We start from the raw sequence: 22,713 nt of genomic DNA, 5'->3' as shown, positions 1-22,713 counted from the left end.
ACGAAGGTCATCCGGCGCGCCAGCTTTGTGCAAAGACTATTTCCGATCGATCGAAAAGCGCCCTGGTCCGAAGGCGGCGATCGCAAATAGGCCGCCCGCAATCGCGAGGTTTTTAAGGAACATCGTGACCTCGGTTTGCTGACTGAAATCATTGTGAAAGAAGACGGCGGTGAGGACGGTGAAGATCCCCAAAGCGCCTGCGCCATAGCGGGCCTTGAAACCCAGCGCGACCATCAACCCGCCGACGATCTCAATGGCTACCGTGCCAAAGTAGACGAGCTCGGGAAGCGGCATTCCAACCGATGCGATGTAGCCGACGGTTTGCTCCATCGCGCTAAGCTTGTTGATGCCTGCAAGGATGAAAAGAGCGGCGAGCAACAGGCGGGCGGCGAGGGCGAGGGTGTCTTGCGATTTGCTTGATCCGCCCAATTCAGCGCTTTGTGTTCCGATAGTGGTCATGGCGTTTCTCCGAATTTTGATTGGGGGATTAGATTGCGATTGCTTCGATTGCGGCGTGGGCTGCGGCGATTTTCTCTTCGCCATCCCGGCCCATGATCCCGTCGGCTGCGATGATTTCTACATCGGAAATGCCGAGGAAGCCGAGGAAGAATTTGAGCCAGGGGGTCATATGGTCGAAATCACTGCCCACTGGCGTGCCGCCGGATGCGACCGTGATATAGGCCTTTTTGCTTTCGAGCAGTCCGACCGGGCCATTCTCTGTGTATTTGAATGTGGTTCCGGCGCGGGCGACCAAATCTGCCCAGGCTTTGACCGATGCGGGCACTCCAAAATTGTAGATCGGCACGGCAAAGACGATGGTGTCAGCCGCTTGCAGCTCTTCGATCAGAGTGTCGGCAATGCTCGCAAGCTCTCCCTGCTCCGGCGTGCGGTCAGCCATTGGCGCGAGGTTCGCGGCGAAGCGGTCCGCATCGATGAAGGGTAGGTCATTCCGGCTGAGATCGCGCGCCGTCACGGTGGTGTCTGTGCCCGCGCTCAGGCGTTCGACTAGCTTGTTGCCGAGGCCGCGTGAGACCGAGCTGTCGCCTTGAATGCTGGCGGATACGTAAAGAATATTGGTCATTGAAACTCTCCTGGGAAGGGATGCTGAAAGGAAAAGAAGAGCTGGCCGCTGAGGGGGAATTCGCGGCCAGCTCTCAAGAGGTTAAGCGGCGTCCACGAGGACAATTTCGCTGTCTTCAAGGGCGGTGATCGTCACCTGGCCCAGCTGAGTGATGGCTACACCGTCACGTGCTTCGGCCTCGACATTCTCCACGCGGACCTTGCCGGTGGCAGGGACCAGATAGAGGTGCCGTGATGGGTCAGCGACATCGTAGGTTACGCTTTCGCCAGCCTTGATCGTTGCGCCGAGCACGCTTGCATTGGTGCGGATTGGAAGCGCGCCGTCATCATTGGCAGCCTCGTTTTCAGTTCCGCTGGCAAGGGTCACGAATTTGCCTAGCCCGATCTCCCTTGGGGAAGGGTGCTGCGCCCCAATTGGGCTTGCCGCCACGCTCGGTCGGAATGATCCAGATTTGGAAGATTTCGGTGTCTTCATCTTCGCGGTTGTATTCTGAATGCTGCACGCCGGTTCCAGCGCTCATCACTTGGACATCGCCGGCCTCTGTGCGGCCTTCATTGCCCATGCTGTCGCGGTGAGTGATCGCCCCTTTGCGGACATAAGTGATGATTTCCATGTCCTCGTGCGGGTGGGTGGGAAAGCCAGTGCCGGGAGCGATTGTGTCGTCGTTCCAAACCCGAAGGCTGCCCCAATTGACGCGGGCGGGATCGTGATAGCCGCCAAAGGCAAAGTGATGGTGGGCATCCAGCCAGCCGTGATTGGCAGCGCCCAATGAATTGAAGGGACGAAGTTCGATGATAGGTGCGCTCATGGTCTGTCTCCTATTTGTGCTGATCGGTTCGTGTGTGGATCAGCATGTTTGCGTTGAGACAGGAGATAGAAGGTGTTTTGTAATCGCATAAGTGCGATAAAACTTGCCAAAATGTTCAGATTATCCGAACATAATCGCCAATATGCGTTTGGGCGATCCTACTCTTGATCAATTGCGCATCTTCCTGGCGGTGGCGGAAGAGGGCAGCTTTGGCGGCGCTGCGCGGCGCATGGGCCGGGCGGTGTCGGCGATCAGCTATGGGATTGCTCAGCTGGAGGCGCAGCTGGCGGTCACTCTGTTCGCGCGGGAGGGCTCTCGCAAACCAGTGCTGACCGAGGCGGGTAATGGCCTGCTGCCCGAGGCGCGAGCGGTGTCCGACGGCGTCGACGCGCTCCTCGCCAAAACGCAAAGTCTGCACGCTGGGCTGGAGAGCACGGTTTCACTGGTGCTTGATGTGATGGTGCCCGGCGATGTGACCGCGCGGGTCTTGCGCGATTTTCGCACGATGTTTCCAACGGTTGCTTTGCGCTTGCAAATTGAGGGATTGGGGGCGGTTGCCGCCTGCCTGATCGACGAGGAAGTTGATCTTGCGATTGGCGGCCCGGAGATCGCTGACCAGCCTGATTTGGAGCGGCAAGTCATTGGCGGTGTTGAGTTAATTCCTGTGGCAGCACCAAGCCATCCGCTCGCAGCGCCAAATATCAAACCGGGGGAAACGCGCAAGCATTTGCAGCTGGTCCTGTCTGATCGTTCAACTCTAACGGAAGGACGCGAGTTTTCTGTGCTCAGCCCAACAACTTGGCGGCTGGGCGATTTGGGCGCGAAGCACGCTTTGCTGAAAGAGGGGCTGGGGTGGGGCAATATGCCGCGCCACCAAGTGGAGGGCGATATTGCGAGCGGCACATTAGTGGAGCTCGACCTGCCGGAAAAGCCTGGCGACATTTACCCGTTTAGCGCTCTGTGGCGCCGTGATGCACGGCCAGGTCCAGCGGCGAGCTGGCTGATCGATGCGCTAAGGCAGCAATTGGGCTAGCAAGCTTAGCCGGATCAACGATCCGCGCGCAGCCATGTCAGCGCGTCGGGCTTGGCATCGAAAAACTCGACATCAATGCCTTCGCTCAGGCGCTTATATTGCAGTTTAGCCAGTGGGGATGCACCCAGGATTGCAACGCGCTTCAGCCCAAACTTTTGCGACATCAACAAATGGTCGCGAATTGCGTCGCCTGTTTCGCGATCTTGCGGCAAAACCCAGAGAAATCGACCAGAGCGTAGATCGGCGAGCGCGATTTCACCAATGGCACGGCCACTTCATTGACCGCATCAAAATAGGTCTGGATCGTCTCTACGTTCCAAAATCCGCTGACGACGGAATGGGTTTCACAATGCTGTTCTAGCAGGGTGGCGGAGTGGAATGGTTCGTTGCTTGTCATGAGTTTGATTTAGCCGGTTAAGGTAAATTTCGAGTAAAAACCTATGACGCGGTTCAGTGTTTTGCCGCCGTGTTCGAGCCGATCAGAGCGGCTGACGAATCCATTCAAGCCCGCTGATCCGATCATCGAAAAACTCGACCTCAATCCCGTCGCTCAGTCGCTTATATTGCAGCTTTACCAGCGGTGAGGTGCCCAGCGCGGCGATGCGCTTTAGGCCAACCTCGTGCGGCCCCAGCCAAGTGATTGCGAATGGCGTCGCTGGTTTCGCGGTCCTGCGCAACGAAGTCGGTAAAGTCGACGAGTGCGACGATCGGCCCAGGGTTCTTGATCAGAGGGAACGCCTCTGCATTGACCGCAGTGATGTAGCCATCGATTTCCTCACGCGTCCAAAAGCCCGAGATCGAGGTGTGGATCTCGCGCTTGTCGACCAGCACGGAAATGCTGTGAGAGGGCGCCTTCGTTGCCATACTTAGAGGTCTAGCAAGGAATGCTGAAGTTTTGGTAAAATGCGGCAGTGCGCGGCAAGGCTCTGGCCTGCGGTGCTGGCCTGCTTAGTCTTGGCGCAGCCATTCCTTGGCCGCTTGCGGCTCTTCGAAGAACTCCGCGTTCAAGCCTTCGGTGATGCGGCGATATTGCAGCTTCACCAGCGGCGATGTGGTGACCAGCGCAAGGCGCTTCACACCGTAATTCAAAGCCTCTTTGTTGCTGTTTTCAATCGCGGCGGCGGTCGCGCGGTCTTGCGGCACGAATTCGCGCAGGTCGCCTAGCAGGCTGTAAGGCTTGCCGGTTCCGACCAGTGGCGCGGCGACCGTATGAGCCTCTTGCAAGAAGTCTTGCACCAGCTCTTCATTCCAAAAACCACTAAGCGAAAAGTGGAGTTCAGAGTGATCGAGGTCGATTGAAATAGAGTGCTTAGGTTCCATACTAAGCGATCCTACTAGTGTATGGTTAAACCTTTATTATTGCGCAGTCATACTTTCTGCTGGCCCAAAACGCGTTGGCTGATCGCCCGCTTTCCAAGGGTCGAGCTTGGGCATGATGCTCTTGAAAATGTCGGAGGATAGATGCCCCTCCAGCCATTTTTGCAAATGCGGGATCGGTTGCGCATCAAACCATTCGCGGTCCGTATTGGCGAATTGCCGAATAAACGGGAACAGCGCCATATCGGCCAAAGTACGGGTCTCGCCGCACAGAAATGCCTGAGCCGCGAGCCGCGCATCGAGGTCTTGCAGGATCGCATAGCCTTCCGCGCGGTGATCAACCTGGCCATGATCGGCCTCATCCTCATAGCGCGATGGGTATTTGTAGCGGTCAAGGTGATGCTTAAACACGCCGTCATTGCGCGCGATCAGCTCCGCATCATCACCCGTCAGCCAGCCCTCTGGATCATTCTTGCCCAGCGCCCAGCGCATGATCTCAATGCTTTCCTCCAGCACCGGACCATCGACCGATATCAGCACTGGCACGGTCGCCTTGGGCGAGATTTCGATCAGGGCAGGGGGCTTATCCGACAGCTTCACCTCGCGCAGGATCACGCCGATTTCCGCCACCCACAGGGCCATTCGCGCGCGCATCGCATAGGGGCAGCGGCGGAAGGAATAGAGGATCGGCGGATGCGTCATTTCGGATCGCTCAGCGTGTCTGGCGCAAGGCCGCCGGGGAAGTTTGCTTCCCAGCTTTCGCCCGCGTCAAAACCGTCGTCGCTCGCGTCTCCCGCAGAGGTCTCAATCGGCTTGCCGATATGCGCTTCGCCGCGCTGCTTGGCGAGTTCCTTTTGCCGCTGCCGCTCAACATAGCGGGCGCGCTGCTCATCATTGCGGGCATCGATGCAATGCGAACAGCTGATCCCCTCGGCATAGTCGGGTGAGGCCATCTCCTCCGCGCTCAGGGGATGGCGGCAAGCAAAGCATTGCCCGTAAGACCCGAGCTCCAGCCCGTGTTTCACCGCAACGCGCTGATCAAATACGAAGCATTCGCCGTGCCACAGGCTTTCGTCTTCCGGCACGTTTTCAAGGTATTTGAGAATGCCGCCCTTGAGGTGATAGACCTCGTCCACGCCTTCGCTGCGCAGGAAGCTGGTCGATTTCTCGCAGCGAATGCCGCCAGTGCAATACATTGCGACCTTGGGCGTTTTGCCTTCGCCCAGCAGCTCTTCACGGCGATTTCGAAACCAGGCGGGAAAATCACGAAAGCTCGGGGTCTTGGGATCAATCGCGCCTTCGAACTGGCCGATTGCGACCTCATAATCATTGCGCGTGTCGATCACGATGGTGTCGGGATCGCTGATCAGATCGTTCCAATCATTGGGATCGACATAGCGGCCCACGCTGGCACGCGGATCAATCCCCGGCTCGCCCATCGTGACGATTTCACGCTTCAGCCGCACCTTCATCCGGTGAAACGGCATGCTCTCGGCATGAGAGTATTTGACGTCAAAGGTCTCGCAATCGGGCAGAGTGCGGATGTGCGCGAGCACGGCTTCGATACCCTCCGGCGTTCCAGCGATGGTGCCGTTCACGCCCTCTGGCGCGAGCAGAATGGTGCCGCGCGTTCCCGCCGCATCGCATGCCGCCTGCAAGGGCCCTTGCAGCGCAGAGGGGTCATCAAAGGGCGCGAAATTATAGAGCGCTGCAACTTGGATGGGGTTGTTGGTCATGAGTTCGATTTCAAGGAAGTTTGGCAGGCTTCAGGTGCCACTCGCAAATGTGTATCGCGGCGTTCAAGAACGACCTCCATAGCTATTCTGCAAGTTCTTTGCACGCGCGGTGCAATCGTGATCTCTCGCGTGCTGCCCTGTTCTGTTTTCACAGTCATGGTTGGGTGGTTGCCATCAAAGTCGGCGTGAGTCCCGAACGAGAGAACGGTCGCTGATACAAGAACTGGATCAGTGTTGACGACCTGCTCGGCCCGGACCGCAAACAGCGCAATCACCCCAAGCAGTCCTGCCATTAGAGCGTAAAACGCCCAGCTGCGCTTCATCCTATCTACAAAAGTAGGGGCCAGAGGGTCCGTCATTATCCGACCAGCTTCACCCAGCCATGCGTGTCATCCACGCTGCCGCGCTGGATGCCGACCAGCTTCTCGCGAATTTTGCTCGTCACTGCGCCGGGGCCGCCATTGCCGATTACGAATTCGCCATCAGCGCTATCGACTTTACCAACCGGAGTGACAACCGCCGCCGTGCCGCAGGCCATCACCTCGACGAGATCGCCGCTGGCCGCATCGCTGCGCCATTGCTGGATCGAATAGGGTTCCTCGCGCACACTCAGCCCTTCTTCGCCCAGCAGGGTGATCAGGCTGTTGCGGGTGATCCCGGGCAGGATCGTGCCGGTTAGCGGCGGAGTAACAACGCTGCCATCGCGCATGACGAAGAACAGGTTCATGCCGCCCAGCTCCTCGACCCATTTCTTCTCGACCGCATCGAGGAATAGGACCTGATCATGGCCGCGTTTGAACGCCTCGCCGGTGGGCACCAGGCTGGCCGCGTAATTGCCGCCGGTCTTCGCCGCGCCTGTGCCGCCGGGGGCCGCGCGGGTGTATTCCGATTGCCAAATGCTGACCGCTGGCGAGCCAGATTTGAAGTAATTGCCCGCCGCGCTCAGAATGACGATAAACTTATATTGCTTGGCCGGGCGCACGCCCAGAAACGCCTCGGTCGCGAACATGAACGGGCGGATGTAGAGCGAGCCGCCTTCAACGCTGGGAAACCACTTGGCATCTGCGGTGACCGCTTTGTTTACGGCCTCTAGAAACAGCTCCTCAGGCAGTTCAGGCATCGCCATCCGCCGCGCGCTGGCGTTGAACCGGCGGGCATTTTCCTCTGGGCGGAACAAGGCGAGCTCGCCATCCGCCAGGCGGTAAGCCTTCATTCCTTCGAAAATTTCCTGCGCATAGTGCAGAACGCTGGCCGCCGGATCGAGCGCAATGGGTTCGCGCGGGCCAATGCGCGGGGAATGCCAGCCGCCACCGACACTGCCCTCTGCGCCCTCATCATAGTCAATCGTGACCATGTGATCGGTGAAGACCGTACCAAAACCAGGATCGGCGATGGCGGCTTCGCGCGCATCATCAGCCATTGGCGAGGGGTGGGGGATCGTCTCAAATTGCATGGGGAAGCGCGTAATACCGTGAGCGCGCAAGGGCAAGATTTGTGTGAGGTTGGGGTGTGTTGGTTTGTTTGTTTGTTTGTTTTCCGCAAGCGCATCCGCGCTCGCGATATCCTCGCTCACGCGATCAAAGATCGCGTCGCTGCGGGCGGGCGGTCGCCCTTGCGGCGCTGCGCGCCGTGCTCCGCGACCAAGCCGGATGTTAGGCAGTGGATCGAACCCGGTAGGGTTCGCAAGGCCGACTGGCCGTCCGCAGCGATGCGACCTTCAGGTCGTAAGAGCGAGGATAGCCAAGCGAACGGATGTGAGCGCTGGCGCTTGAAGCCCACCAAAAAACTGAGAAGGGCAGCTCCGCCTCAGCGGAACTGCCCTTCGCATGGTCAGCGGCCGGAAGTGCCGCTCACAAAGCCTTACTCGGCGTCTTTTTCCGCGAGGGAAACTACCGAATATGCTCCGTAGGGATCTTCACCGACCTCGCTACTGAACCATGAGACATCGGATCACCTCCTTTCGCGCTATTAAGCCAAGACCCTGCCGTATCATCGGGGGGCCGAGTACTGCGTTCGCCGCTGAACTCGAGGATCAATCTGAGTCGTTTTGAGTTCGAACACAAGTCTTGTAAAAAACTTTTCCCACGTCAGAATGTGCGGCCTCGCTAAATCACCGGCAGTCTTCGATCACGCGGGTCACTTCGGCCCACGCGGGCAGGTATAGCGTCGGCATCCCGGCGGTCTCAATCGCAAAACGCCCCTTTGACAGCGCCATTGCATCCAGCACCGGATCATTCGCGTTGATCTCAAAGGCGACCAATGGCTGTCCGCTGTCGCGCGTGGTCGCCATATCTTCCTTCGCCCGAGTTTCAGAGCGAATCCGCATTGCCGCGGCGCTCGCGGCTAGGCCAAACCGGCCAATCCCAACTTGGCGCGTGTCCAAATCGCAGCGGATGATCGCCTGCGCGTCTTGGACGCTGCTGCCGAACAGAGCGAAGGTTTCATTGCGCTCCACGATGTAGCGCCAATTGCCTGGGGTTTGCGGAGCATCAAGAAAGGACAATCCGCCGGTGAGCGGCGGCAAGGTTGCGGCCGGTTTCGGCGGTGCTGGCAAGGGGCTGGGCGCGGGTGCAGGCGTGCTTGTCGTGGCAGGAGCGGAGGTTGCGACGCTGGGCGGCTCTGAGGATGGCACGCAGGCGGCAATGGTAAAACTGAGAGCGACGGCGCCGATGGCGTTGTAGGTGATTGCTTTCATGCCGCATCAATGCGCGCTAACGAGGCCCTCGTCTATGCCGAAAACACCGAATTCCTCAGCGAAATCCGCTCCTAAAGCAAAAAAGAAGCGTGTCGATCACTTGCTAGCCGAGCGCGGCCTGGCGGAAAGCCGCACGCGCGCTCAGGCGCTGGTGATGGCGGGCGCGGTGTTCGTCGGCGAGCAAAAGGTGACCAAGCCGGGACAGCAAATCGCCGAGGATGCGCCGCTGGAGGTGCGCGGGCGCGATCACCCTTGGGTCAGCCGCGGCGGGATTAAGCTCGCCCATGCGATTGAGCATTTTGGGCTCGATCCCAAAGGCGTGGCGGCGATGGATGTCGGGTCATCGACTGGCGGATTTACGGACGTGCTGCTGACAAATGGAGCGGCGCATGTCTTTGCGGTCGACAGCGGGACCAATCAGCTCGCCTGGAAGCTGCGCCAAGACGATCGCGTCACTGTCTATGAACAGACCAGCGCGCGGGTACTGACGCCGGATCATATCACTCAGCCGTACAGCTGGGTGGTGTGCGATGCGAGCTTCATCAGCTTATCCAAAGTGCTGGAGCGGCCGCTGGAATTGGCGGCGAAGGAATGCCAGCTGGTGGCGCTGATCAAGCCGCAGTTCGAGGTCGCCCGCGCGGAAGTGGGCAAGGGCGGGGTGGTGCGCGATGCGGCGCTGCATACCCGCGTGTGCGAAGAAGTGCGCGACTGGCTGGAGCAGGCGGGGTGGCGCATTCAGGGTATTGTCGAAAGCCCGATCACCGGTCCGCAAGGCAATGTGGAATTTCTGGTGAGTGCGAGAAGATCATAGCCGCGCGTCATTGCGAGTAGCGACAGCGACGAAGCAAACCATGGCCTAGCCACTTAGGTCAAAAAATTCCGGAATTGGTCTATAGATTGCTTCGCCTAGGGCTCGCAATGACGAGTGATCTTAATCCAGATCGAGAGCTGAAATCTTCTCGTCGAGATCAATCGGGATGGAGCTTAGCACCTCGACTCCGCAGTCCTTTTCATAGCCCTTTGGACCATGCTCGGCGACCAGTTCAGCCTGACGGACATCGCGCTGGCGCAGCAGCTCGGCGATCTCTTCGCGGTACAGCGCGACCATGGCAGTGACCAGACGGTTCACCAGCTCATCTTCCTGTGTCTTATCGACATTGTAGAGCTTCAGATGCTTGATCATCGTCTCTGCGGGATAGAGAAATTCGTTGGTGACGAAGCGGTTGGTGGTGAACCACGACATTGGAATGCCGCTCGTATTAACCGACAGTGCGACCAGATGGGTCACATGCGCTTTGGCTTTCTCGCCTTCCGGCGGCATCACGGCAACCTGGCTGCCCTTGATCAGCTGATCGCGGTGCAGGAATAGGTGGAAATGGCCGTGTTCGTTCGCATCGCGCTGACCCGGTGCGTGCACGTGGTAATACCAGCGCGATTTAGTTTTGGCGTCGCGCGCGTCCTTATCCGGATAATGCTTCCAGAAATGCACATCTTCGGCGGGCAATACGCGTGCCATCAGCGGGCGCTGCTCGCTGGCCATTTGCGTGATCGTTTCAATAACGGTGAGCGCGGCTTCTTCAGGTGTCATAAGCTGTGTCTAAAAAACAAAGAGGCTGGCGACAACCACGTTGTCACCGGCCCACAATGCTTAGCTTTGCTGAGCTGAATTATTCAGCAGCGGCACAGCATGCAGCTGCACAGCAAGCAGCAGCACAGCAGCCTTCAGCCGCACATGCAGATGCTTCACAACCTTCAGCTGCACAAGCAGATGCTTCGCAACCTTCAGCAGCACAGCAACCAGCGGCACAGCATGCAGCTGCACAGCAAGCCACTGCAGTGGTGTCTGCGTCGGTGCTTGCTTCGTCAGCAGGTGCTGAACACGCAGCAGTAGCGATTGAAAGGCCGCCAGCGATCGCCATCATCGATGCGAGTTTGGTCTTTTGCATAGAAATTTTACCTCATTGGGTTGAGCGCCCCACTCCAACGTTCCTCACCGTCGTGCGCTCAAGAATCACGGCAAGAATGTGGCAGGCCTAGCAGATGCTTTGAAAGTGGCCCAATGGTTTTGTTGATAATTTGGTAATAAATTGCGCTGAGCTGCGTTTCTTCCCCGACGATCTAACGTTTCAGCGGCCGGGCGTGATTGGCGCGCGCTGCGGCGATGTGTATCCCGGCTGGCTCTGATCGCACCCGCGAGATCGCGCCGTATTCTGTCCGAATTATGGCCGTTTGCGCGGCTCTCTCGAGGATGGATATGAGTTTTCTCGCTTCCAAAGCGCAATTGCGGGCCAGTTTGCTGCGCTGGACTTTGTTTCTGGTGCCCTTGATCGTTTTGCTGGGTTTCGTCGCTGGCCAGCTGGGCAGCCCGAACACGGCCTGGTTCCAAGGTCTGACCAAGCCGAGCATTTTCCCGCCTCCTGCCGCATTCGGCATCGTCTGGACGATCCTTTACATGATGATCGGCTTTGCCCTGGCCTTGGTCGTCAGCTCTTGGGGAGCCTATGGCCGGGGCCTCGCGGTTGGTCTGTTTGCGGTGCATTTCGTGCTCAACCTGGCTTGGACACCGACGTTCTTCGGCGCTCAGAATATCGTCGGCGGGCTCATCGTCCTCAGCCTGGTTTGCGTGACACTGCTGGCCGTGATCTGGGCGTTTTACCGGGTTCGGAAACTCGCGGCTTTGCTGCTGCTGCCTTATCTCGCCTGGGTCATATTCGCGACTGTGCTGAATTATCAATTCATGGTGGAGAACCCGGACGGCGGGACATCGGGCGAGGGCGCCGCGGCCCAGCGGATTGAGTTATAAGAAAGGGCTCGCGGCTTGTGTCTCTTGCGGCCGGAGCCACCCGCACCCTCCACCCTTCCACCCGGAACAGTTTCGGATACGATCCGGGTGGAAGGGTGGAGGGCGCGGGTGGCCTGGCAACGGACCGGTTAGATAAGCGAGTCACGCACAACACTCCTCTAGACAAATCCCGCTCGCTTCACCATCTGAAGCCCATGCAAAGTGAAAACCCGATCATCGCCGACTTCGTCAAACTCGCAAACAGCGCCGCTGGCACCATGGTCGGCATGACGCGCGAGGCCCGCGAGGGCGCGCGTGAGAAAATGCGCGAAGCCTTGGGCGGGGTCGATTTTGTCAGCCGCGAAGAGTTTGAGACGGTCAAACTGATGGCGCAAAAGGCGCGCGAGCAGAACGAAGCGCTCGAGGCGCGGATCAAGCAGCTCGAAGCCAAGCTCTCCAAGAAGTAATCTGCCCAAAAATACCGGCCACGGCGGGATTGCAAGCCTGCGGCGTTCCTCTAGGTTCGCGGGCAATTGCTCTGTTATGAAAGGCCGTCCATGCTTCGCACATCGCTCCTTGCCGCCACTGGCGTAATTGCCCTGTTGCCTTCCGCTGTCTTGGCGCAAGACGCAGAGGAAAGTTTCGGCGGGGCTAAGGGCGCAGACCTCTCTATCGAAGCGATGGAACCCGACGGTAGCGATGTGTCGATTGGCCGTGCGGGAGAGCATCCGGCGGACATTGCGCGCTATCTGCTCGCAAATGGTCCGGGTGCAGCCAACCTTTCGCCCGATGGCGAGACAATCGCGTTTAGCTGGGATGTAACCGGACAATCGGAATTGTGGGTGATGCCTGCCAGCGGCGGTGTGCCCAAGCAAGTGACCTTCAAAACCGGGGTGAGCGCGCCGGTGTGGACGCCCGATGGATCCCGCCTGTTCTATGCCGCCGACCGTGATGGCAATGAACAGCCGGGCTATTTCACCATCACCCCAGACGGCAAAGAAGAGACCGAAGTCCTGCCAGCGGCACGCGGTGATTTCCGCGTGTTCGGTGATTTTGCGAGCGATGGCAGCTTTGTCTACGCCTCTACCGCGCGCGGCGCAGGCGTGTTCGACATTTATCGCGGCACTATGACTGGCGAGAGCGAACTGATTGTCGAGAGCGAATTGGGCCTCATTCCGGAATCGATCTCGCCAGATGGGAAATACGCCATCGTCACTGAAACGGTGGGCGAGGATGCCGACAATCTCTATCTGCTCGATCTCGCGACTAAGGAAATGACCACGATTTCCAAGCCGCCCGTGGATGACCGCGCGAGCCATACGGTCGGCGGGTTTGAATGGGGCGAGAATTCAGAAGCAGTCTATTTCTCGACCAACCTGGGCCGCGAATATTCTGCTCTGTCGCGCTATGATCTGGGTAAGGACGACATCAAAACCGCCTTTCGCCCGAAAGCCGACGTCGAGAATGTCGAGCTGTGCGGGCCTGGCGGGAGCGTCATCGCCTACACTGAAAATCACAACGGGTTTGACCGGCTTTTCATACGGAGCAAAGACGAAGGTCTACAGATGACCGTGCCCAAATTGCCCGATGGCAATTACACGCTCGATTGCGAGGGCGGGGCCGACCCCAAGCTGATGGTGCGGGTCAATGGCTGGCAAACGCCGGGCGAACTCTGGATGATCGACCCTCTGGTAGGGACGGCGGAAAAGATCATGGAGGCCAATCTGGCTGGGCTTGATCCGGCTCGCCTGATTTGCCCGAGGGTCGTTCGCTATGATGCCCGCGATGGCCTGGAATTGCAGGGGCTGCTCTATCTGCCAGAGGGCGCGGGCACGGGCGAAAACGCGCCGCCGGTCGTCTTCTCCGTCCATGGCGGACCAACGGCTCAATCGCAGGCAACCTTTGATGCGATTGCGCAATATCACGTCGCGCGCGGCGTTGCGGTGTTTGAGCCCAATGTGCGCGGCTCTACCGGGCTAGGGCGGACCTATACGACGCTGGATGACCGCGAGAACCGCTTGGATTCGGTGCGCGATCTGGTTGACTTGAAGAACGCGCTGGCCGCCGATGGCTTGATCGATGGCGATAGGGCGGCGGTGATGGGCGGCTCTTATGGCGGCTATGCGGTGAACGCGGTGCTGGCCGAATATCCTGGCGAATTTGCCGCCGGGGTCTCGCTGTTCGGTGTGGCGGATTGGGTGACCGCTTTGGAGATCGCCTCGCCTGCGCTCAAAGCCTCTGACAAAATCGAATATGGCGATATCGAAGAGGAGCGTTGGCGCGAATATTACACGGTGAACTCGCCCATCCGCAAAGCCGATCAGATCAATGTGCCGGTGCTCTATTCGCACGGCGTAATGGATCCCCGGATCGATATCATGGAGACCGAAACCATGGTGAAGACGCTGCGCGCAAATGGTGTACCAGCGCCATTCATCCGTATTCCGGACGAGGGGCATGGCTGGCGCAAACTCAGCAATCAGCTGTTTTATTTCCGCAAACAAGCCGAATTTATCGAACAGCATCTGGGGCTGAGCGAGGAGCAGTGACACCCCGTACGCTGCACCGCAGACTTCCATGAATATCAGAGCGCCTGCCATCCTGGTCGCCTCGCGCGCTCATGGCGAAACCGCCGCGATTGCGCGCATGCTGACCGAGGAGCATGGGCTCGTTGCAGGCTATGTCGCGGGCGGGCGCGGTCGGCGGCTGCGCCCGGTGATGATCCCGGGCAATTCGATAGAGGCGGAGCTGCGCTCCAAATCGGACAACCAATTGCCGTTTGCGCGGATCGAACTTTCGGAAAGCCGCGGGCCGTGGATGACAGAGCCGCTGCCAGCCGCCGCGATCACATGGGTTTGCGCGCTGACGGCCACCGCCCTGCCAGAGCGCAATCCTTATCCCAGCCTCTATCAAGCGCTGAATGCGCTGCTGGGCGCGATTTGCCATGCGCCCTCGGCGCGCGGATGGCTGTCTGTGCTGGTGACTTATGAGGCGATGCTGCTGCGCGAGCTGGGGTATGGCGGCGGCAAGCCTGATGCAAATGGCGATTTGGCCGAGCAAATGGCGCAATTTAAGGCGCTTGAGGCGCCGCTTGCGCGATACGTGCTTGCCGAGCGGCCCTTCGATGTTATGGCCGCGCGAACGCTGCTTACAGAGCGGCTGGCCCGGATGATGACGTGAAAGTTTGCCAATGAAGATCGCAGTTTTTCCCGGTGATGGGATTGGCCCAGAGGTGACGAAAGAGGCCTTGCGGGTGCTTGATGCGCTCTCGCTGCCGGGTCTCACCCTGTTTGAGGGCGATATTGGCGCGATCGCTTACAAACGTCATGGCCACCCCCTGCCCGCAGAGACGCTGGAGATGGCTCGCGCGGCCGATGCGGTGCTGTTTGGCGCGGTGGGTGATCCCTCTTGCGACATTCTGGAGCGGCATTTGCGCCCGGAGCAAGCGATCCTGGGCCTGCGCAAAGAGCTTGATTTGTTTGCCAATTTGCGCCCGGCCAAGGTGTTTGACGGGCTGGAGGAGCTTTCTCCGCTCGCGCCGGAACAGGCGGCGGGTTTTGATCTGCTGATCGTCCGCGAGCTGACCGGAGACGTTTATTTCGGAGACAAGGGCGAGCGCGTGAACGACGCCGGCGAGCGCGAGGGGTGGGACATGATGTCTTACTCCGTCAGCGAGGTCCGCCGGATCGCGGCCATCGCCTGGAACGCGGCCAAGACGCGCGGCGGCCGCGTGACCAGCGTCGACAAGGCTAACGTCCTGGAAACCAGCCGTATTTGGCGCGAAACCGTGCTGGAATATGCGGCGGAGCAGAACGACAACATCGCGCTTGATCACATGTATGTCGACAACGCCGCGATGCAGCTTGTCACCGGGCCATCGCAATTTGACGTGATCGTTACCGGCAATCTGTTCGGCGATATTCTGTCCGATCTCGCCAGCGCGGCGGTCGGCTCAATCGGTCTGTTGCCGAGCGCCTCCATGGGCTCACGCCAAACTGAGCACGGCACGTTCGGCCTGTACGAGCCAATCCATGGCAGCGCGCCCGATATTGCCGGGCAGGGCAAGGCCAATCCGATGGCGACGGTTCTGTCAGCGGCGATGATGCTGCGCCATTCCTTCGGGCTGGAGGCGGAGGCAGCGCGGATCGAGGCGGCGGTGGCAAAAGCGCTGGCTGACGGCATTCGCGGCGGCGATTTGGGCGGCTCACACGGCTGCGAGGCGATTGGCAGCGCGATTATCGAGCGGCTGTGAGCGCTCGGGGCTGCATGCACAATGACGGCCGGGCTTGAACTTGCGATTATCCTGCCGACGCTGAACGAGCGCGGCAATCTGGCGCCCTTGGTGGAGCGAATTGATGCCGCGCTGACCCCGATTTTGGGCGCGAACGGCTGGGAAGTGCTGATTATCGACGATAACAGTGCCGATGGCACGGCGGATGAGGCGCGCGCGATTGCGCTGGGCGATGCGCGGGTGCGCGTGATCCAGCGGATTGGCCGCATGGGGCCTAGCCAGCGCCGCGATTGAGGGTTTTTGCGCCACCGCCGCGCCATTCGTCGCGGTGATGGACGCTGATCACCAGCACGACCCGGAATTGCTCGGGCGTATGTTGGATGCGGTGCGTAGCGAGGAGGTGGACGTAGCGGTCGCTTCACGGTTTGCTCCGGGGGCGAGTACAAAGGACTGGGCAGCGCCAGAGCGAGAGCGTCTGTCCGGCTTTGCCAATGCGATGGCACGGCGTTTAACCGGGGCTGATCTGACTGACCCGATGAGCGGCTATTTTCTGCTGCGTAGTGACACCGCGCGTGCGCTTGTGCCGCGCCTGTCCGGGATTGGATTCAAGATTCTGCTCGACTTGCTGGCGACCTCTGGCAAGACGTTGAGCGTAAAGGAATTTCCGCTAAAATTTGCCAAACGCCGGGAGGGCGAAAGCAAGCTTGACCGCGCGATCCTGTTCGACTTTTTGGCTGGGCTTTATGACAAGACTTTGGGCCGCGTAATCCCGACCCGTTTCGCGCTGTTCGGCACGGTCGGAGCGCTGGGCGTGATCGTGCATATGGCGGTGCTCGCGCTGCTGCTGCTTTGGCTGGAAGAGGCCTTCACCATCGCACAAGCGGGCGCTGTGTTCGCGGCAATGAGCTTCAATTTCTGGCTCAACAATTGGTTGACCTACCGTGATCAGCGGCTGCGCGGGCCGGGCGCGGTGCTGCGCGGATGGCTTGGCTTTTGCGCGACCTGCGCAGTGGGCGCTTTTGCCAATGTCGCGGTGGCGACGCTGCTGGAAAGTCAGGGTGTTTACTGGGCGCTGGCCGCGCTCGCCGGGATTCTGATCGGATCAGTGTGGAATTACGCGCTATCCAGCCGGTTCGTCTGGGGAAGATATTGAGCCTCGTTGTCATTGCGAGCGTAGCGAAGCAATCCATGGACCGGTCCTCAAATTTTCAACCCGCCGTGTACATAATGGCGAACCACAAGAACGGCACGATCTACACGGGCGTGACCTCGGATCTGCCGAAGCGGGCGTGGGAACATCGCAGCGGAGCGGTCAAAGGCTTTACCAAAAGGTACAATTGCAAGCGGCTCGTGTGGTTTGAACTGCACTCGACCATGGAACATGCGATAATGCGAGAGAAGCAGCTTAAAGCTGGCTCGAGGAAGGCCAAGATTTCGCAAATTGGGGCTTCGAACCCAGACTGGCGAGACCTGTTCTTTGATATTGCCCTTTAGGCCATGGATTGCTTCGCCTTTGGCTCGCAATGACGAAGGGAGGGCTATTCCCTACCTCCACCCCTCAATCCAGGTCCAATGGACAAAGCTCATCGGGCCATCGAGCTCCGCGGCGGTCAAGATTTTGAAAAATAGCGCAAACATCGCGGCACTACCGAGCAGAACTCCGTAGCTGGCCCAGCGAAATTTGCTGCGCGATAGATCGCCGAGCGTCAGGGCCAGCGCGCTCAGCAGGAACAGGCTCGGCATGAAATAATGGTAATAGAATTGGATCGGCTTGTTCGCGATCAGCCATAGCCCGAGGCTGGCGGCATAGCCCGCGACAACCGCTATCTTGGCCCAATTGCGAGTGGTCGCGCCGCTGAGCGCGCACCAAGCAAGCGCGGGCAGGCCGAGCAGCATAGTGAGCGGATTGCCGATCAGCAGCACGCCGCGCTGAGCATTGTCAGTAAACTCATAGAGATACCAAATGCCGCGCGTGTTCAGCGCCCATTGGTCCCACGTGCTTTGATAGGGATGCGGCTGTTTGACGGAGGCCTGCAGCTCGATCATCTCGCGGTGGAGGCCGATCAGGCCTTGCTCTGCCAGCGGCGAATTGAGCAGGCCGTAAGCGGGCAGATAAGTCGCGGCATAGGCGGCGAGCGGGACAATGCCGAGCCACAGGAACGCCTCGGCCAGCGAAATGCCCGGCACCGGAATGCCGCGTGTGCTGGTGAGCAGTCGCTGCCGACCGGCGGAGAGGCGCGCAGCGAAGAAAGCGATGCCCGGTAGTACCGCAATCGGCACCGCGTTCCACTTGGACGCCATCGCCAGGCCCAGCGCAATGCCGCAGGCCGCGAGGCGCACGCGTCCACGCTCTGCCTCTCTGATCGCACCGGCGAATTGCCATGCCGCGATGCACAGGAACGCGGCCATAAACACGTCGAGCATCGCGATGCGGGCATGGATGAAGAGGTGAAATCCGCTGGCGACCAGCACGCCAAAGGCAATCGTGGCAAACCGGTCAAAGCTGGCCTGCCACATGGCGCGCATCGCCGCGAATAGGGCCAGAGCGCCCGCGATCATCGGCATGATCCGCCAGCCCAGCGCATTATCTCCAAACAGAGTAATCCCCAGCGCAATCAATTGCTTGCCGAGTAGAGGATGCTCACGATTGAGATAAATGCCGTCTTCCAAAATCGCGCGCGCGGCGGGCAGATAATGGATCTCATCAAACATCGGACCCGAAGGGATCGTCAGCCGCACCCACGCCAAAGCGGCGAACACAGCCGTGATGCCCAGACAGGCCAGCCATGGGTCGCGCGGATGGGGAGGGGCTTCGCTCATTTCGGAGGAGCGATTAGCGGCGCCCCTCCTCAGCGGCAAGTGTTTGGATCAGAACAAATTGTCAGGTTTGCTCGTTTCCGCTTGGCTTTCGAGCCAGAACAGGCGCGCAGCCATTGCCAGCAAGGCAATGCTGGCCGTGGCAAGGATCGCGAGCGTCCACAGCGGCACATTCATACCCACAGCCCGGGCGCGCGGCGCGATCAAAAACAGCGCGATTCCAACGGAAAACAGCAGATCCCACCAGACCTGAACGCCCCACATATTGTGCGTGTGATTGGTCCAGACAGTCTGCAATCCCTCGCTGTAAATGGTCACCCCGCTATAGGTTAGGAAAGCGGCGCACAGCGCAGCGGCGATGGCCGCGCTGCCAATCTTGCGATCCGCCATCACGATATAGGCGGCGACACCGGCGATGGAGATCAGACCAGCGGCGGCCAGAATTTCGAGCGGGGACATTTCAAGCGGGTTCATGGGTCGATTCTCCGTGCATATGTAGCGAGTGCTACAGGCGCTTGTAACGCAGTGTAGCGTTCGCTACAAGAGCTTATGTCAAAACTCATATCCAAGCCGCAAATGTCGAAGGAATCGCTGCTGCCACTGCTCGCGCAGCATATTTTGGAGCAAGGTCTCGGCGGGGCAAGCCTGCGCCCCTTGGCGAAGGCTGCGGGAACCAGCGACCGTATGCTGATCTATCATTTTGGCAATAAAGAACAATTGCTTACCGATGTTCTGGAGCATATCGCCGGGATTTATTCTGCGGCGCTGGATGCCGGTGTGGGCGATGAAAAGGCGGTGACGCGGCAGCAATGCGTGGCCCGCATCCTTGCGCAGGGCCGCGAACCGGCGATGCAGCCTTTTATGGCGCTGTGGTGGGAGATTGTGGCGGGCGCGGCGCGCGGCATTCCCGGCTACCGCGAGGCGGCAGAGAGCATGATGGCGGAGCTGCTCGGCTGGCTGGAGACGCAAATGCCCGCCGATGATCCTGACCCTGCGGGCGGGGCGCGCTATCTGCTGACCCTGATTGAGGGCAGTTTGATGCTTGGCATGGTCGGCCATGCGCGCACGGCGCGTGAAGGACTGCTTGCGAGTGATCTGTCTCCCTCTTAGAAGCGCCCTCATGAAAAAGACCACTGGAATGGACCGCGCGGCGACGCGCAATTGGCGGCCTGCAACGCGCGCGGTGCGCGGGGGAACCTGGCGCAGCGAGCATGGCGAGACGAGTGAGGCGCTGTTTCTCACCTCCGGCTACACCTATGACGATGCGCAAACGGTGGCAGACCGGTTCGCGGGTGATGCGCAAGGCATGACCTATTCGCGCCTGCAAAACCCGACCGTTGCGATGCTGGAGGAACGGATTGCGCTGCTCGAAGGGGCGGAGGCCTGCCGCGCGCAAGCTAGCGGAATGGCGGCGATGACGGCGGCTTTGCTGTGCCAAGTGTCTGCCGGGGATCATGTGGTGGCGGCGCGCGCGGCGTTTGGTTCGTGCCGCTGGCTGGTGGATGAACTGCTGCCGAAATTTGGCGTTGAAACCAGCGTGATCGACAGCGCGGATGATGCCGCGTGGGAGGCTGCGATCCGGCCAAACACCAAAGTGTTCTTCTTTGAGACCCCGGCCAATCCGACACTGGATGTGGTCGATCTTAAACATGTTTGCGGGCTCGCAAAAGCGCATGGCATCACCAGCGTGGTCGACAATGCCTTTGCCTCGCCAGCGCTGCAGCGGCCAATGGAATTTGGCGCAGACGTTGTTGCCTACAGCGCGACCAAACTGATGGACGGGCAGGGCCGCGTGCTCGCCGGGGCGATTTGCGGCAGCGAAGAGTGGATCAATGAGACGCTTATGCCGTTTCAGCGCAACACCGGCCCGACGATCAGCGCGTTTAACGCCTGGGTCGTGCACAAGGGGCTGGAGACGCTTGGGCTGCGCGCGCACAAGCAAAGCGAGCAGGCTGTGGCGCTCGGCGAATTTCTGGAGCCGCGCATATCAAAGGGCGGCGGGCATATGCTGCATCCCGGCCTGCCAAGCCATCCGCGCCACAATCTCGCGAAGGCTCAGATGGATGCAACCGGGCCGATCTTCGCCTTTGATGTCGGCACACGCGCGCGCGCCTTCGCTTTGCTCGATGCGCTCGAACTCGTTGATATTTCGAACAATATTGGCGACGCGCGTAGCCTGATGTGCCACCCCGCCTCCAGCACCCACGCAGGGATGAGCGAGGAAGGCCGCGCGGAAATGGGCGTGACGGAAGGACTGCTGCGGATCAATGTTGGCCTGGAAGATCTGGCCGATTTGACAGAGGATTTGGACCAGGCCTTGGGGAAGGCCGGGCTCTAAATCCTGCTCGCCAGTTAGCGAAGCAACTCCGGCCGCAAAGCACCCGTGGCCAAAGCGCCTCACGCACCCAAAACCGCGAATGAATACGCATTCGCGCGGTTGTGCGTTGCAGCATAAAAGCCTAGGGGCGCGGCAATTCAATCGGTGAAGGGGGTCTTCGCCGCACTCAAGCTTTGGAATTCTTTATGGCTGCGGATGCCACGTTCATTGGCAATTTCCGGCGCGATTGGCTGGCTCAGCCGCGCGCAGACATCCTTGCTCGAGCATCGTTGTTGCGCTTGCGCTGATCCCAGAGGCGATCGGTTTTGCCCTGATCGCGGGTGTTGACCCGAGCGTAGGGCTGTATGCCTCGGTCGCGATTGCGATGGTGATTGCGCTCACCGGCGGGCGTCCTGGCATGATCTCTGCGGCGACCGCTGCGGTGGCCGTTGTGGTGATCCCGCTGGTGAAAGACCACGGGGTTGAGTATCTGTTCGCAGCCACCATCCTCATGGGCATTTTCCAAGGGATTGCGGCGGTCCTAAGGCTCGATCTGCTGATGCAATTCGTCAGCCGTTCGGTCATCACCGGCTTTGTAAACGCGCTCGCGATCCTGATTTTTCTAGCGCAAATTCCTCAGCTTACCGGCGTCGGGTGGGAAACCTATGCGATGGTCGCCGCTGGCCTCGCGATCATTTATGGCTTCCCGCGCATCTCCAAGGCCGTGCCCAGTCCGCTGGTCGCGATCGTCCTGCTGACGGCGGTGGCGATCTATTACAATCTGCCGGTCAACAATGTCGCGGGCGAGGGCGAATTGCCCGATGGCTTGCCGGTGTTCGCCCTGCCTGACGTGCCGCTGACATGGGAAACGCTCAAGATTATCGCGCCCTATTCGGCGACGATGGCGGCGGTTGGCCTGCTGGAAAGCCTGCTGACGGCGCAAATCGTCGATGACATGACCCACACCGACAGCAACAAACAGCGCGAAAGCGGCGGCCAAGGCATCGCCAACATCGTGGCCGCATGTTTCGGCGGGATGGGCGGCTGCGCCATGATCGGCCAGTCAGTGATCAACGTTGCATCGGGCGGTCGCGGGCGTTTGTCGACCTTTACCGCGGGCGCGTTTCTGCTGTTCTTGCTCACCGTGCTCGGTAGTTATGTAGGCCAAGTGCCAATGCCTGCGCTGGTCGCGGTGATGATCATGGTGTCGATCGGCACATTCAGCTGGAATTCGATCCCCAATCTGCGCCGCCATCCGCCCACCAGCTCTGCCGTGATGATCGCGACCGTCGTGGTCGTGGTGTGGACGCATGATTTGGCATTGGGCGTGCTGGTCGGCGTGCTGCTGTCGGGCATTTTCTTCGCAAACAAGGTCCGCAACCTGTTCTCGGTCGAGCGCATTCGCCGCGAGCACAGCGCGGTTTACGTCGTGACCGGCGAGATATTCTTCGCCAGCGTCGACAAGTTCCAAAACGCGCTCGGCCCGGAAAGCCAGTATGACGACGCCGCGCATTACGTCGTGATCGACGTGTCCAAGGCGCATTTTTGGGACATTTCAGCGATTGGCGCGCTGGAAAAAGCAGTCGACCGGATGCGCCGCAACGGCCGCCACACGCGTATTGTGGGCTTGAACACGGCGAGCGCGGACCTGTTCGATAAGTTCGCACTGGAAGACCGCACCGGTCTGGAAACGGGGCTAGCGCCGCATTGATTTTGACGAAGGCGCATCCGCGCCTTCGTCCTCGGGGCTATTCCTCCGCTTCGCTACGGGCCCCTGCGGGCGGCCAGTCGGCCTTGCGACGCCTGCGGCGTCGATCCAGTCCAAAACTAATGGCTTGGTCGCGGAGCTCGGTCGGCGTCTAGCCGACCGCAAGGCCGACCGGCCGCCCGGAGCTA

Annotated in this window: 26 protein-coding genes and 2 pseudogenes; 13 read left to right on the top strand and 15 right to left on the bottom strand. The window is 59.8% G+C overall.

What is annotated here, in order from left to right; translation table 11 throughout:
- Positions 1–36: 36 nt before the first annotated feature.
- The 3 genes and pseudogenes from AC0V6U_RS07740 to AC0V6U_RS07730 all read right to left on the bottom strand — a co-directional run bounded on the left by AC0V6U_RS07740 (position 37) and on the right by AC0V6U_RS07730 (position 1,877).
- Positions 37–459 carry a DoxX family protein gene (locus AC0V6U_RS07740; RefSeq protein ID WP_472645585.1) on the bottom strand — a complete coding sequence of 141 codons (423 nt, stop codon included), beginning with the start codon at positions 457–459 and terminating at the stop codon, positions 37–39.
- A 28-nt stretch (positions 460–487) separates the two neighbouring features.
- Positions 488–1,081: an FMN-dependent NADH-azoreductase gene (locus AC0V6U_RS07735; RefSeq protein ID WP_472645584.1), complete on the bottom strand. Its 594-nt coding sequence runs from the start codon at positions 1,079–1,081 to the stop codon at positions 488–490.
- Between the two features lie 81 nt (positions 1,082–1,162).
- Positions 1,163–1,877 (bottom strand): annotated as a pseudogene (locus tag AC0V6U_RS07730) (pirin family protein).
- 154 nt (positions 1,878–2,031) lie between these two features.
- Here AC0V6U_RS07730 and AC0V6U_RS07725 point away from each other — a divergent pair.
- Complete coding sequence (locus AC0V6U_RS07725; protein WP_472645722.1) at positions 2,032–2,922, top strand: LysR family transcriptional regulator; 891 nt, start codon at positions 2,032–2,034, stop codon at positions 2,920–2,922.
- Between the two features lie 14 nt (positions 2,923–2,936).
- Here the strand turns inward: AC0V6U_RS07725 and AC0V6U_RS07720 are convergent, their stop codons facing one another.
- The 8 genes from AC0V6U_RS07720 to AC0V6U_RS07685 form a co-directional block, all read right to left on the bottom strand.
- Complete coding sequence (locus AC0V6U_RS07720; RefSeq protein WP_472645583.1) at positions 2,937–3,086, bottom strand: hypothetical protein; 150 nt, start codon at positions 3,084–3,086, stop codon at positions 2,937–2,939.
- Entirely contained in the window at positions 3,086–3,319 is a 234-nt protein-coding gene (locus AC0V6U_RS07715) for a hypothetical protein (protein WP_472645582.1), read from the bottom strand. The genes AC0V6U_RS07720 and AC0V6U_RS07715 overlap by 1 nt, the downstream gene beginning before the upstream one ends.
- Positions 3,320–3,480: 161 nt before the next feature.
- A complete protein-coding gene (locus tag AC0V6U_RS07710; RefSeq protein ID WP_472645581.1) occupies positions 3,481–3,786 on the bottom strand; it encodes a hypothetical protein in 306 nt (101 codons plus the stop codon).
- 84 nt (positions 3,787–3,870) lie between these two features.
- Positions 3,871–4,242, bottom strand: coding sequence for a hypothetical protein (locus AC0V6U_RS07705; RefSeq protein ID WP_472645580.1), 372 nt, complete (start codon positions 4,240–4,242; stop codon positions 3,871–3,873).
- A 36-nt stretch (positions 4,243–4,278) separates the two neighbouring features.
- Positions 4,279–4,941, bottom strand: coding sequence for a glutathione S-transferase (locus AC0V6U_RS07700; protein WP_472645579.1), 663 nt, complete (start codon positions 4,939–4,941; stop codon positions 4,279–4,281).
- Positions 4,938–5,975, bottom strand: coding sequence for an oxygen-dependent tRNA uridine(34) hydroxylase TrhO (gene trhO, locus AC0V6U_RS07695; RefSeq protein ID WP_472645578.1), 1,038 nt, complete (start codon positions 5,973–5,975; stop codon positions 4,938–4,940). Before trhO ends, AC0V6U_RS07700 begins: the two co-directional genes overlap by 4 nt.
- A 358-nt stretch (positions 5,976–6,333) precedes the next feature.
- Complete coding sequence (locus tag AC0V6U_RS07690; RefSeq protein ID WP_472645576.1) at positions 6,334–7,428, bottom strand: branched-chain amino acid aminotransferase; 1,095 nt, start codon at positions 7,426–7,428, stop codon at positions 6,334–6,336.
- Between the two features lie 657 nt (positions 7,429–8,085).
- Positions 8,086–8,499 carry a hypothetical protein gene (locus AC0V6U_RS07685; RefSeq protein ID WP_472645575.1) on the bottom strand — a complete coding sequence of 138 codons (414 nt, stop codon included), beginning with the start codon at positions 8,497–8,499 and terminating at the stop codon, positions 8,086–8,088.
- Here AC0V6U_RS07685 and AC0V6U_RS07680 point away from each other — a divergent pair.
- Entirely contained in the window at positions 8,486–8,656 is a 171-nt protein-coding gene (locus tag AC0V6U_RS07680) for a hypothetical protein (RefSeq protein ID WP_472645574.1), read from the top strand. The two genes, AC0V6U_RS07685 and AC0V6U_RS07680, sit on opposite strands and share 14 nt — an antisense overlap.
- Before the next feature lie 48 nt (positions 8,657–8,704).
- A complete protein-coding gene (locus AC0V6U_RS07675) occupies positions 8,705–9,481 on the top strand; it encodes a TlyA family RNA methyltransferase (RefSeq protein WP_472645573.1) in 777 nt (258 codons plus the stop codon).
- 120 nt (positions 9,482–9,601) lie between these two features.
- Here AC0V6U_RS07675 and AC0V6U_RS07670 read toward each other — a convergent pair whose 3' ends face one another.
- Positions 9,602–10,258 carry a DUF6969 family protein gene (locus AC0V6U_RS07670; protein WP_472645572.1) on the bottom strand — a complete coding sequence of 219 codons (657 nt, stop codon included), beginning with the start codon at positions 10,256–10,258 and terminating at the stop codon, positions 9,602–9,604.
- A 60-nt stretch (positions 10,259–10,318) separates the two neighbouring features.
- The gene (locus AC0V6U_RS07665; protein WP_486169421.1) at positions 10,319–10,492 is read right to left on the bottom strand and encodes a hypothetical protein; all 174 of its coding nucleotides are present in this window, start codon (positions 10,490–10,492) and stop codon (positions 10,319–10,321) included.
- A 432-nt stretch (positions 10,493–10,924) separates the two neighbouring features.
- Here AC0V6U_RS07665 and AC0V6U_RS07660 point away from each other — a divergent pair, with 432 nt between their 5' ends.
- From AC0V6U_RS07660 to AC0V6U_RS07630, 7 genes and pseudogenes are all read left to right on the top strand, one after another.
- Positions 10,925–11,473, top strand: a complete 549-nt coding sequence (locus AC0V6U_RS07660) for a TspO/MBR family protein (protein WP_472645570.1) — start codon at positions 10,925–10,927, stop codon at positions 11,471–11,473.
- A 194-nt stretch (positions 11,474–11,667) separates the two neighbouring features.
- Complete coding sequence (locus AC0V6U_RS07655; protein WP_472645569.1) at positions 11,668–11,919, top strand: accessory factor UbiK family protein; 252 nt, start codon at positions 11,668–11,670, stop codon at positions 11,917–11,919.
- A gap of 90 nt (positions 11,920–12,009) precedes the next feature.
- Entirely contained in the window at positions 12,010–14,001 is a 1,992-nt protein-coding gene (locus tag AC0V6U_RS07650) for a S9 family peptidase (RefSeq protein ID WP_472645568.1), read from the top strand.
- Positions 14,002–14,029: 28 nt separating this feature from the next.
- Positions 14,030–14,632 (top strand): DNA repair protein RecO, encoded by a 603-nt coding sequence (recO, locus tag AC0V6U_RS07645; protein ID WP_472645567.1) that lies wholly within the window; start codon positions 14,030–14,032, stop codon positions 14,630–14,632.
- Positions 14,633–14,642: 10 nt separating this feature from the next.
- Complete coding sequence (gene leuB / locus AC0V6U_RS07640) at positions 14,643–15,704, top strand: 3-isopropylmalate dehydrogenase (RefSeq protein WP_472645566.1); 1,062 nt, start codon at positions 14,643–14,645, stop codon at positions 15,702–15,704.
- A 21-nt stretch (positions 15,705–15,725) separates the two neighbouring features.
- Positions 15,726–16,836: pseudogene (locus AC0V6U_RS07635) on the top strand (glycosyltransferase).
- Between the two features lie 35 nt (positions 16,837–16,871).
- On the top strand, positions 16,872–17,177 hold the full coding sequence (locus tag AC0V6U_RS07630) for a GIY-YIG nuclease family protein (protein ID WP_486169420.1): 306 nt from the start codon (positions 16,872–16,874) through the stop codon (positions 17,175–17,177).
- Positions 17,178–17,228: 51 nt separating this feature from the next.
- Here the strand turns inward: AC0V6U_RS07630 and AC0V6U_RS07625 are convergent, their stop codons facing one another.
- Both AC0V6U_RS07625 and AC0V6U_RS07620 read right to left on the bottom strand, forming a co-directional pair.
- Positions 17,229–18,503, bottom strand: coding sequence for a phospholipid carrier-dependent glycosyltransferase (locus tag AC0V6U_RS07625; protein ID WP_472645564.1), 1,275 nt, complete (start codon positions 18,501–18,503; stop codon positions 17,229–17,231).
- Between the two features lie 48 nt (positions 18,504–18,551).
- Entirely contained in the window at positions 18,552–18,974 is a 423-nt protein-coding gene (locus AC0V6U_RS07620) for a hypothetical protein (protein ID WP_472645563.1), read from the bottom strand.
- A gap of 75 nt (positions 18,975–19,049) precedes the next feature.
- Here AC0V6U_RS07620 and AC0V6U_RS07615 point away from each other — a divergent pair, with 75 nt between their 5' ends.
- From AC0V6U_RS07615 to AC0V6U_RS07605, 3 genes are all read left to right on the top strand, one after another.
- Complete coding sequence (locus tag AC0V6U_RS07615; protein ID WP_472645562.1) at positions 19,050–19,610, top strand: TetR/AcrR family transcriptional regulator; 561 nt, start codon at positions 19,050–19,052, stop codon at positions 19,608–19,610.
- Positions 19,611–19,620: 10 nt separating this feature from the next.
- Positions 19,621–20,838 carry a trans-sulfuration enzyme family protein gene (locus tag AC0V6U_RS07610; protein WP_472645561.1) on the top strand — a complete coding sequence of 406 codons (1,218 nt, stop codon included), beginning with the start codon at positions 19,621–19,623 and terminating at the stop codon, positions 20,836–20,838.
- A gap of 226 nt (positions 20,839–21,064) precedes the next feature.
- Positions 21,065–22,528: a SulP family inorganic anion transporter gene (locus tag AC0V6U_RS07605; RefSeq protein WP_472645560.1), complete on the top strand. Its 1,464-nt coding sequence runs from the start codon at positions 21,065–21,067 to the stop codon at positions 22,526–22,528.
- The last annotated feature ends 185 nt before the right edge of the window (positions 22,529–22,713 follow it).

This window comes from Erythrobacter sp. W36, from assembly GCF_057364935.1.
Note: the sequence above shows the minus strand (reverse complement) of the source record. Positions and strands in the feature narration are given on the sequence as shown.

Excerpts from the sequence above, each read along its gene's own strand:
- AC0V6U_RS07650 (WP_472645568.1), top strand. The coding sequence starts at position 12,010 with ATGCTTCGCACATCGCTCCTTGCCGCCACTGGCGTAATTGCCCTGTTG.
- AC0V6U_RS07620 (WP_472645563.1), bottom strand. The coding sequence starts at position 18,974 with ATGAACCCGCTTGAAATGTCCCCGCTCGAAATTCTGGCCGCCGCTGGT.
- AC0V6U_RS07630 (WP_486169420.1), top strand. The coding sequence starts at position 16,872 with ATGGACCGGTCCTCAAATTTTCAACCCGCCGTGTACATAATGGCGAAC.
- AC0V6U_RS07690 (WP_472645576.1), bottom strand. The coding sequence starts at position 7,428 with ATGCAATTTGAGACGATCCCCCACCCCTCGCCAATGGCTGATGATGCG.
- trhO (WP_472645578.1), bottom strand. The coding sequence starts at position 5,975 with ATGACCAACAACCCCATCCAAGTTGCAGCGCTCTATAATTTCGCGCCC.
- leuB (WP_472645566.1), top strand. The coding sequence starts at position 14,643 with ATGAAGATCGCAGTTTTTCCCGGTGATGGGATTGGCCCAGAGGTGACG.
- AC0V6U_RS07710 (WP_472645581.1), bottom strand. The coding sequence starts at position 3,786 with ATGGCAACGAAGGCGCCCTCTCACAGCATTTCCGTGCTGGTCGACAAG.
- AC0V6U_RS07610 (WP_472645561.1), top strand. The coding sequence starts at position 19,621 with ATGAAAAAGACCACTGGAATGGACCGCGCGGCGACGCGCAATTGGCGG.
- AC0V6U_RS07720 (WP_472645583.1), bottom strand. The coding sequence starts at position 3,086 with ATGTCGCAAAAGTTTGGGCTGAAGCGCGTTGCAATCCTGGGTGCATCC.
- AC0V6U_RS07625 (WP_472645564.1), bottom strand. The coding sequence starts at position 18,503 with ATGAGCGAAGCCCCTCCCCATCCGCGCGACCCATGGCTGGCCTGTCTG.
- recO (WP_472645567.1), top strand. The coding sequence starts at position 14,030 with ATGAATATCAGAGCGCCTGCCATCCTGGTCGCCTCGCGCGCTCATGGC.
- AC0V6U_RS07655 (WP_472645569.1), top strand. The coding sequence starts at position 11,668 with ATGCAAAGTGAAAACCCGATCATCGCCGACTTCGTCAAACTCGCAAAC.
- AC0V6U_RS07740 (WP_472645585.1), bottom strand. The coding sequence starts at position 459 with ATGACCACTATCGGAACACAAAGCGCTGAATTGGGCGGATCAAGCAAA.
- AC0V6U_RS07735 (WP_472645584.1), bottom strand. The coding sequence starts at position 1,081 with ATGACCAATATTCTTTACGTATCCGCCAGCATTCAAGGCGACAGCTCG.
- AC0V6U_RS07660 (WP_472645570.1), top strand. The coding sequence starts at position 10,925 with ATGAGTTTTCTCGCTTCCAAAGCGCAATTGCGGGCCAGTTTGCTGCGC.
- AC0V6U_RS07670 (WP_472645572.1), bottom strand. The coding sequence starts at position 10,258 with ATGACACCTGAAGAAGCCGCGCTCACCGTTATTGAAACGATCACGCAA.
- AC0V6U_RS07715 (WP_472645582.1), bottom strand. The coding sequence starts at position 3,319 with ATGACAAGCAACGAACCATTCCACTCCGCCACCCTGCTAGAACAGCAT.
- AC0V6U_RS07675 (WP_472645573.1), top strand. The coding sequence starts at position 8,705 with ATGCCGAAAACACCGAATTCCTCAGCGAAATCCGCTCCTAAAGCAAAA.
- AC0V6U_RS07615 (WP_472645562.1), top strand. The coding sequence starts at position 19,050 with ATGTCAAAACTCATATCCAAGCCGCAAATGTCGAAGGAATCGCTGCTG.
- AC0V6U_RS07705 (WP_472645580.1), bottom strand. The coding sequence starts at position 4,242 with ATGGAACCTAAGCACTCTATTTCAATCGACCTCGATCACTCTGAACTC.
- AC0V6U_RS07725 (WP_472645722.1), top strand. The coding sequence starts at position 2,032 with ATGCGTTTGGGCGATCCTACTCTTGATCAATTGCGCATCTTCCTGGCG.
- AC0V6U_RS07700 (WP_472645579.1), bottom strand. The coding sequence starts at position 4,941 with ATGACGCATCCGCCGATCCTCTATTCCTTCCGCCGCTGCCCCTATGCG.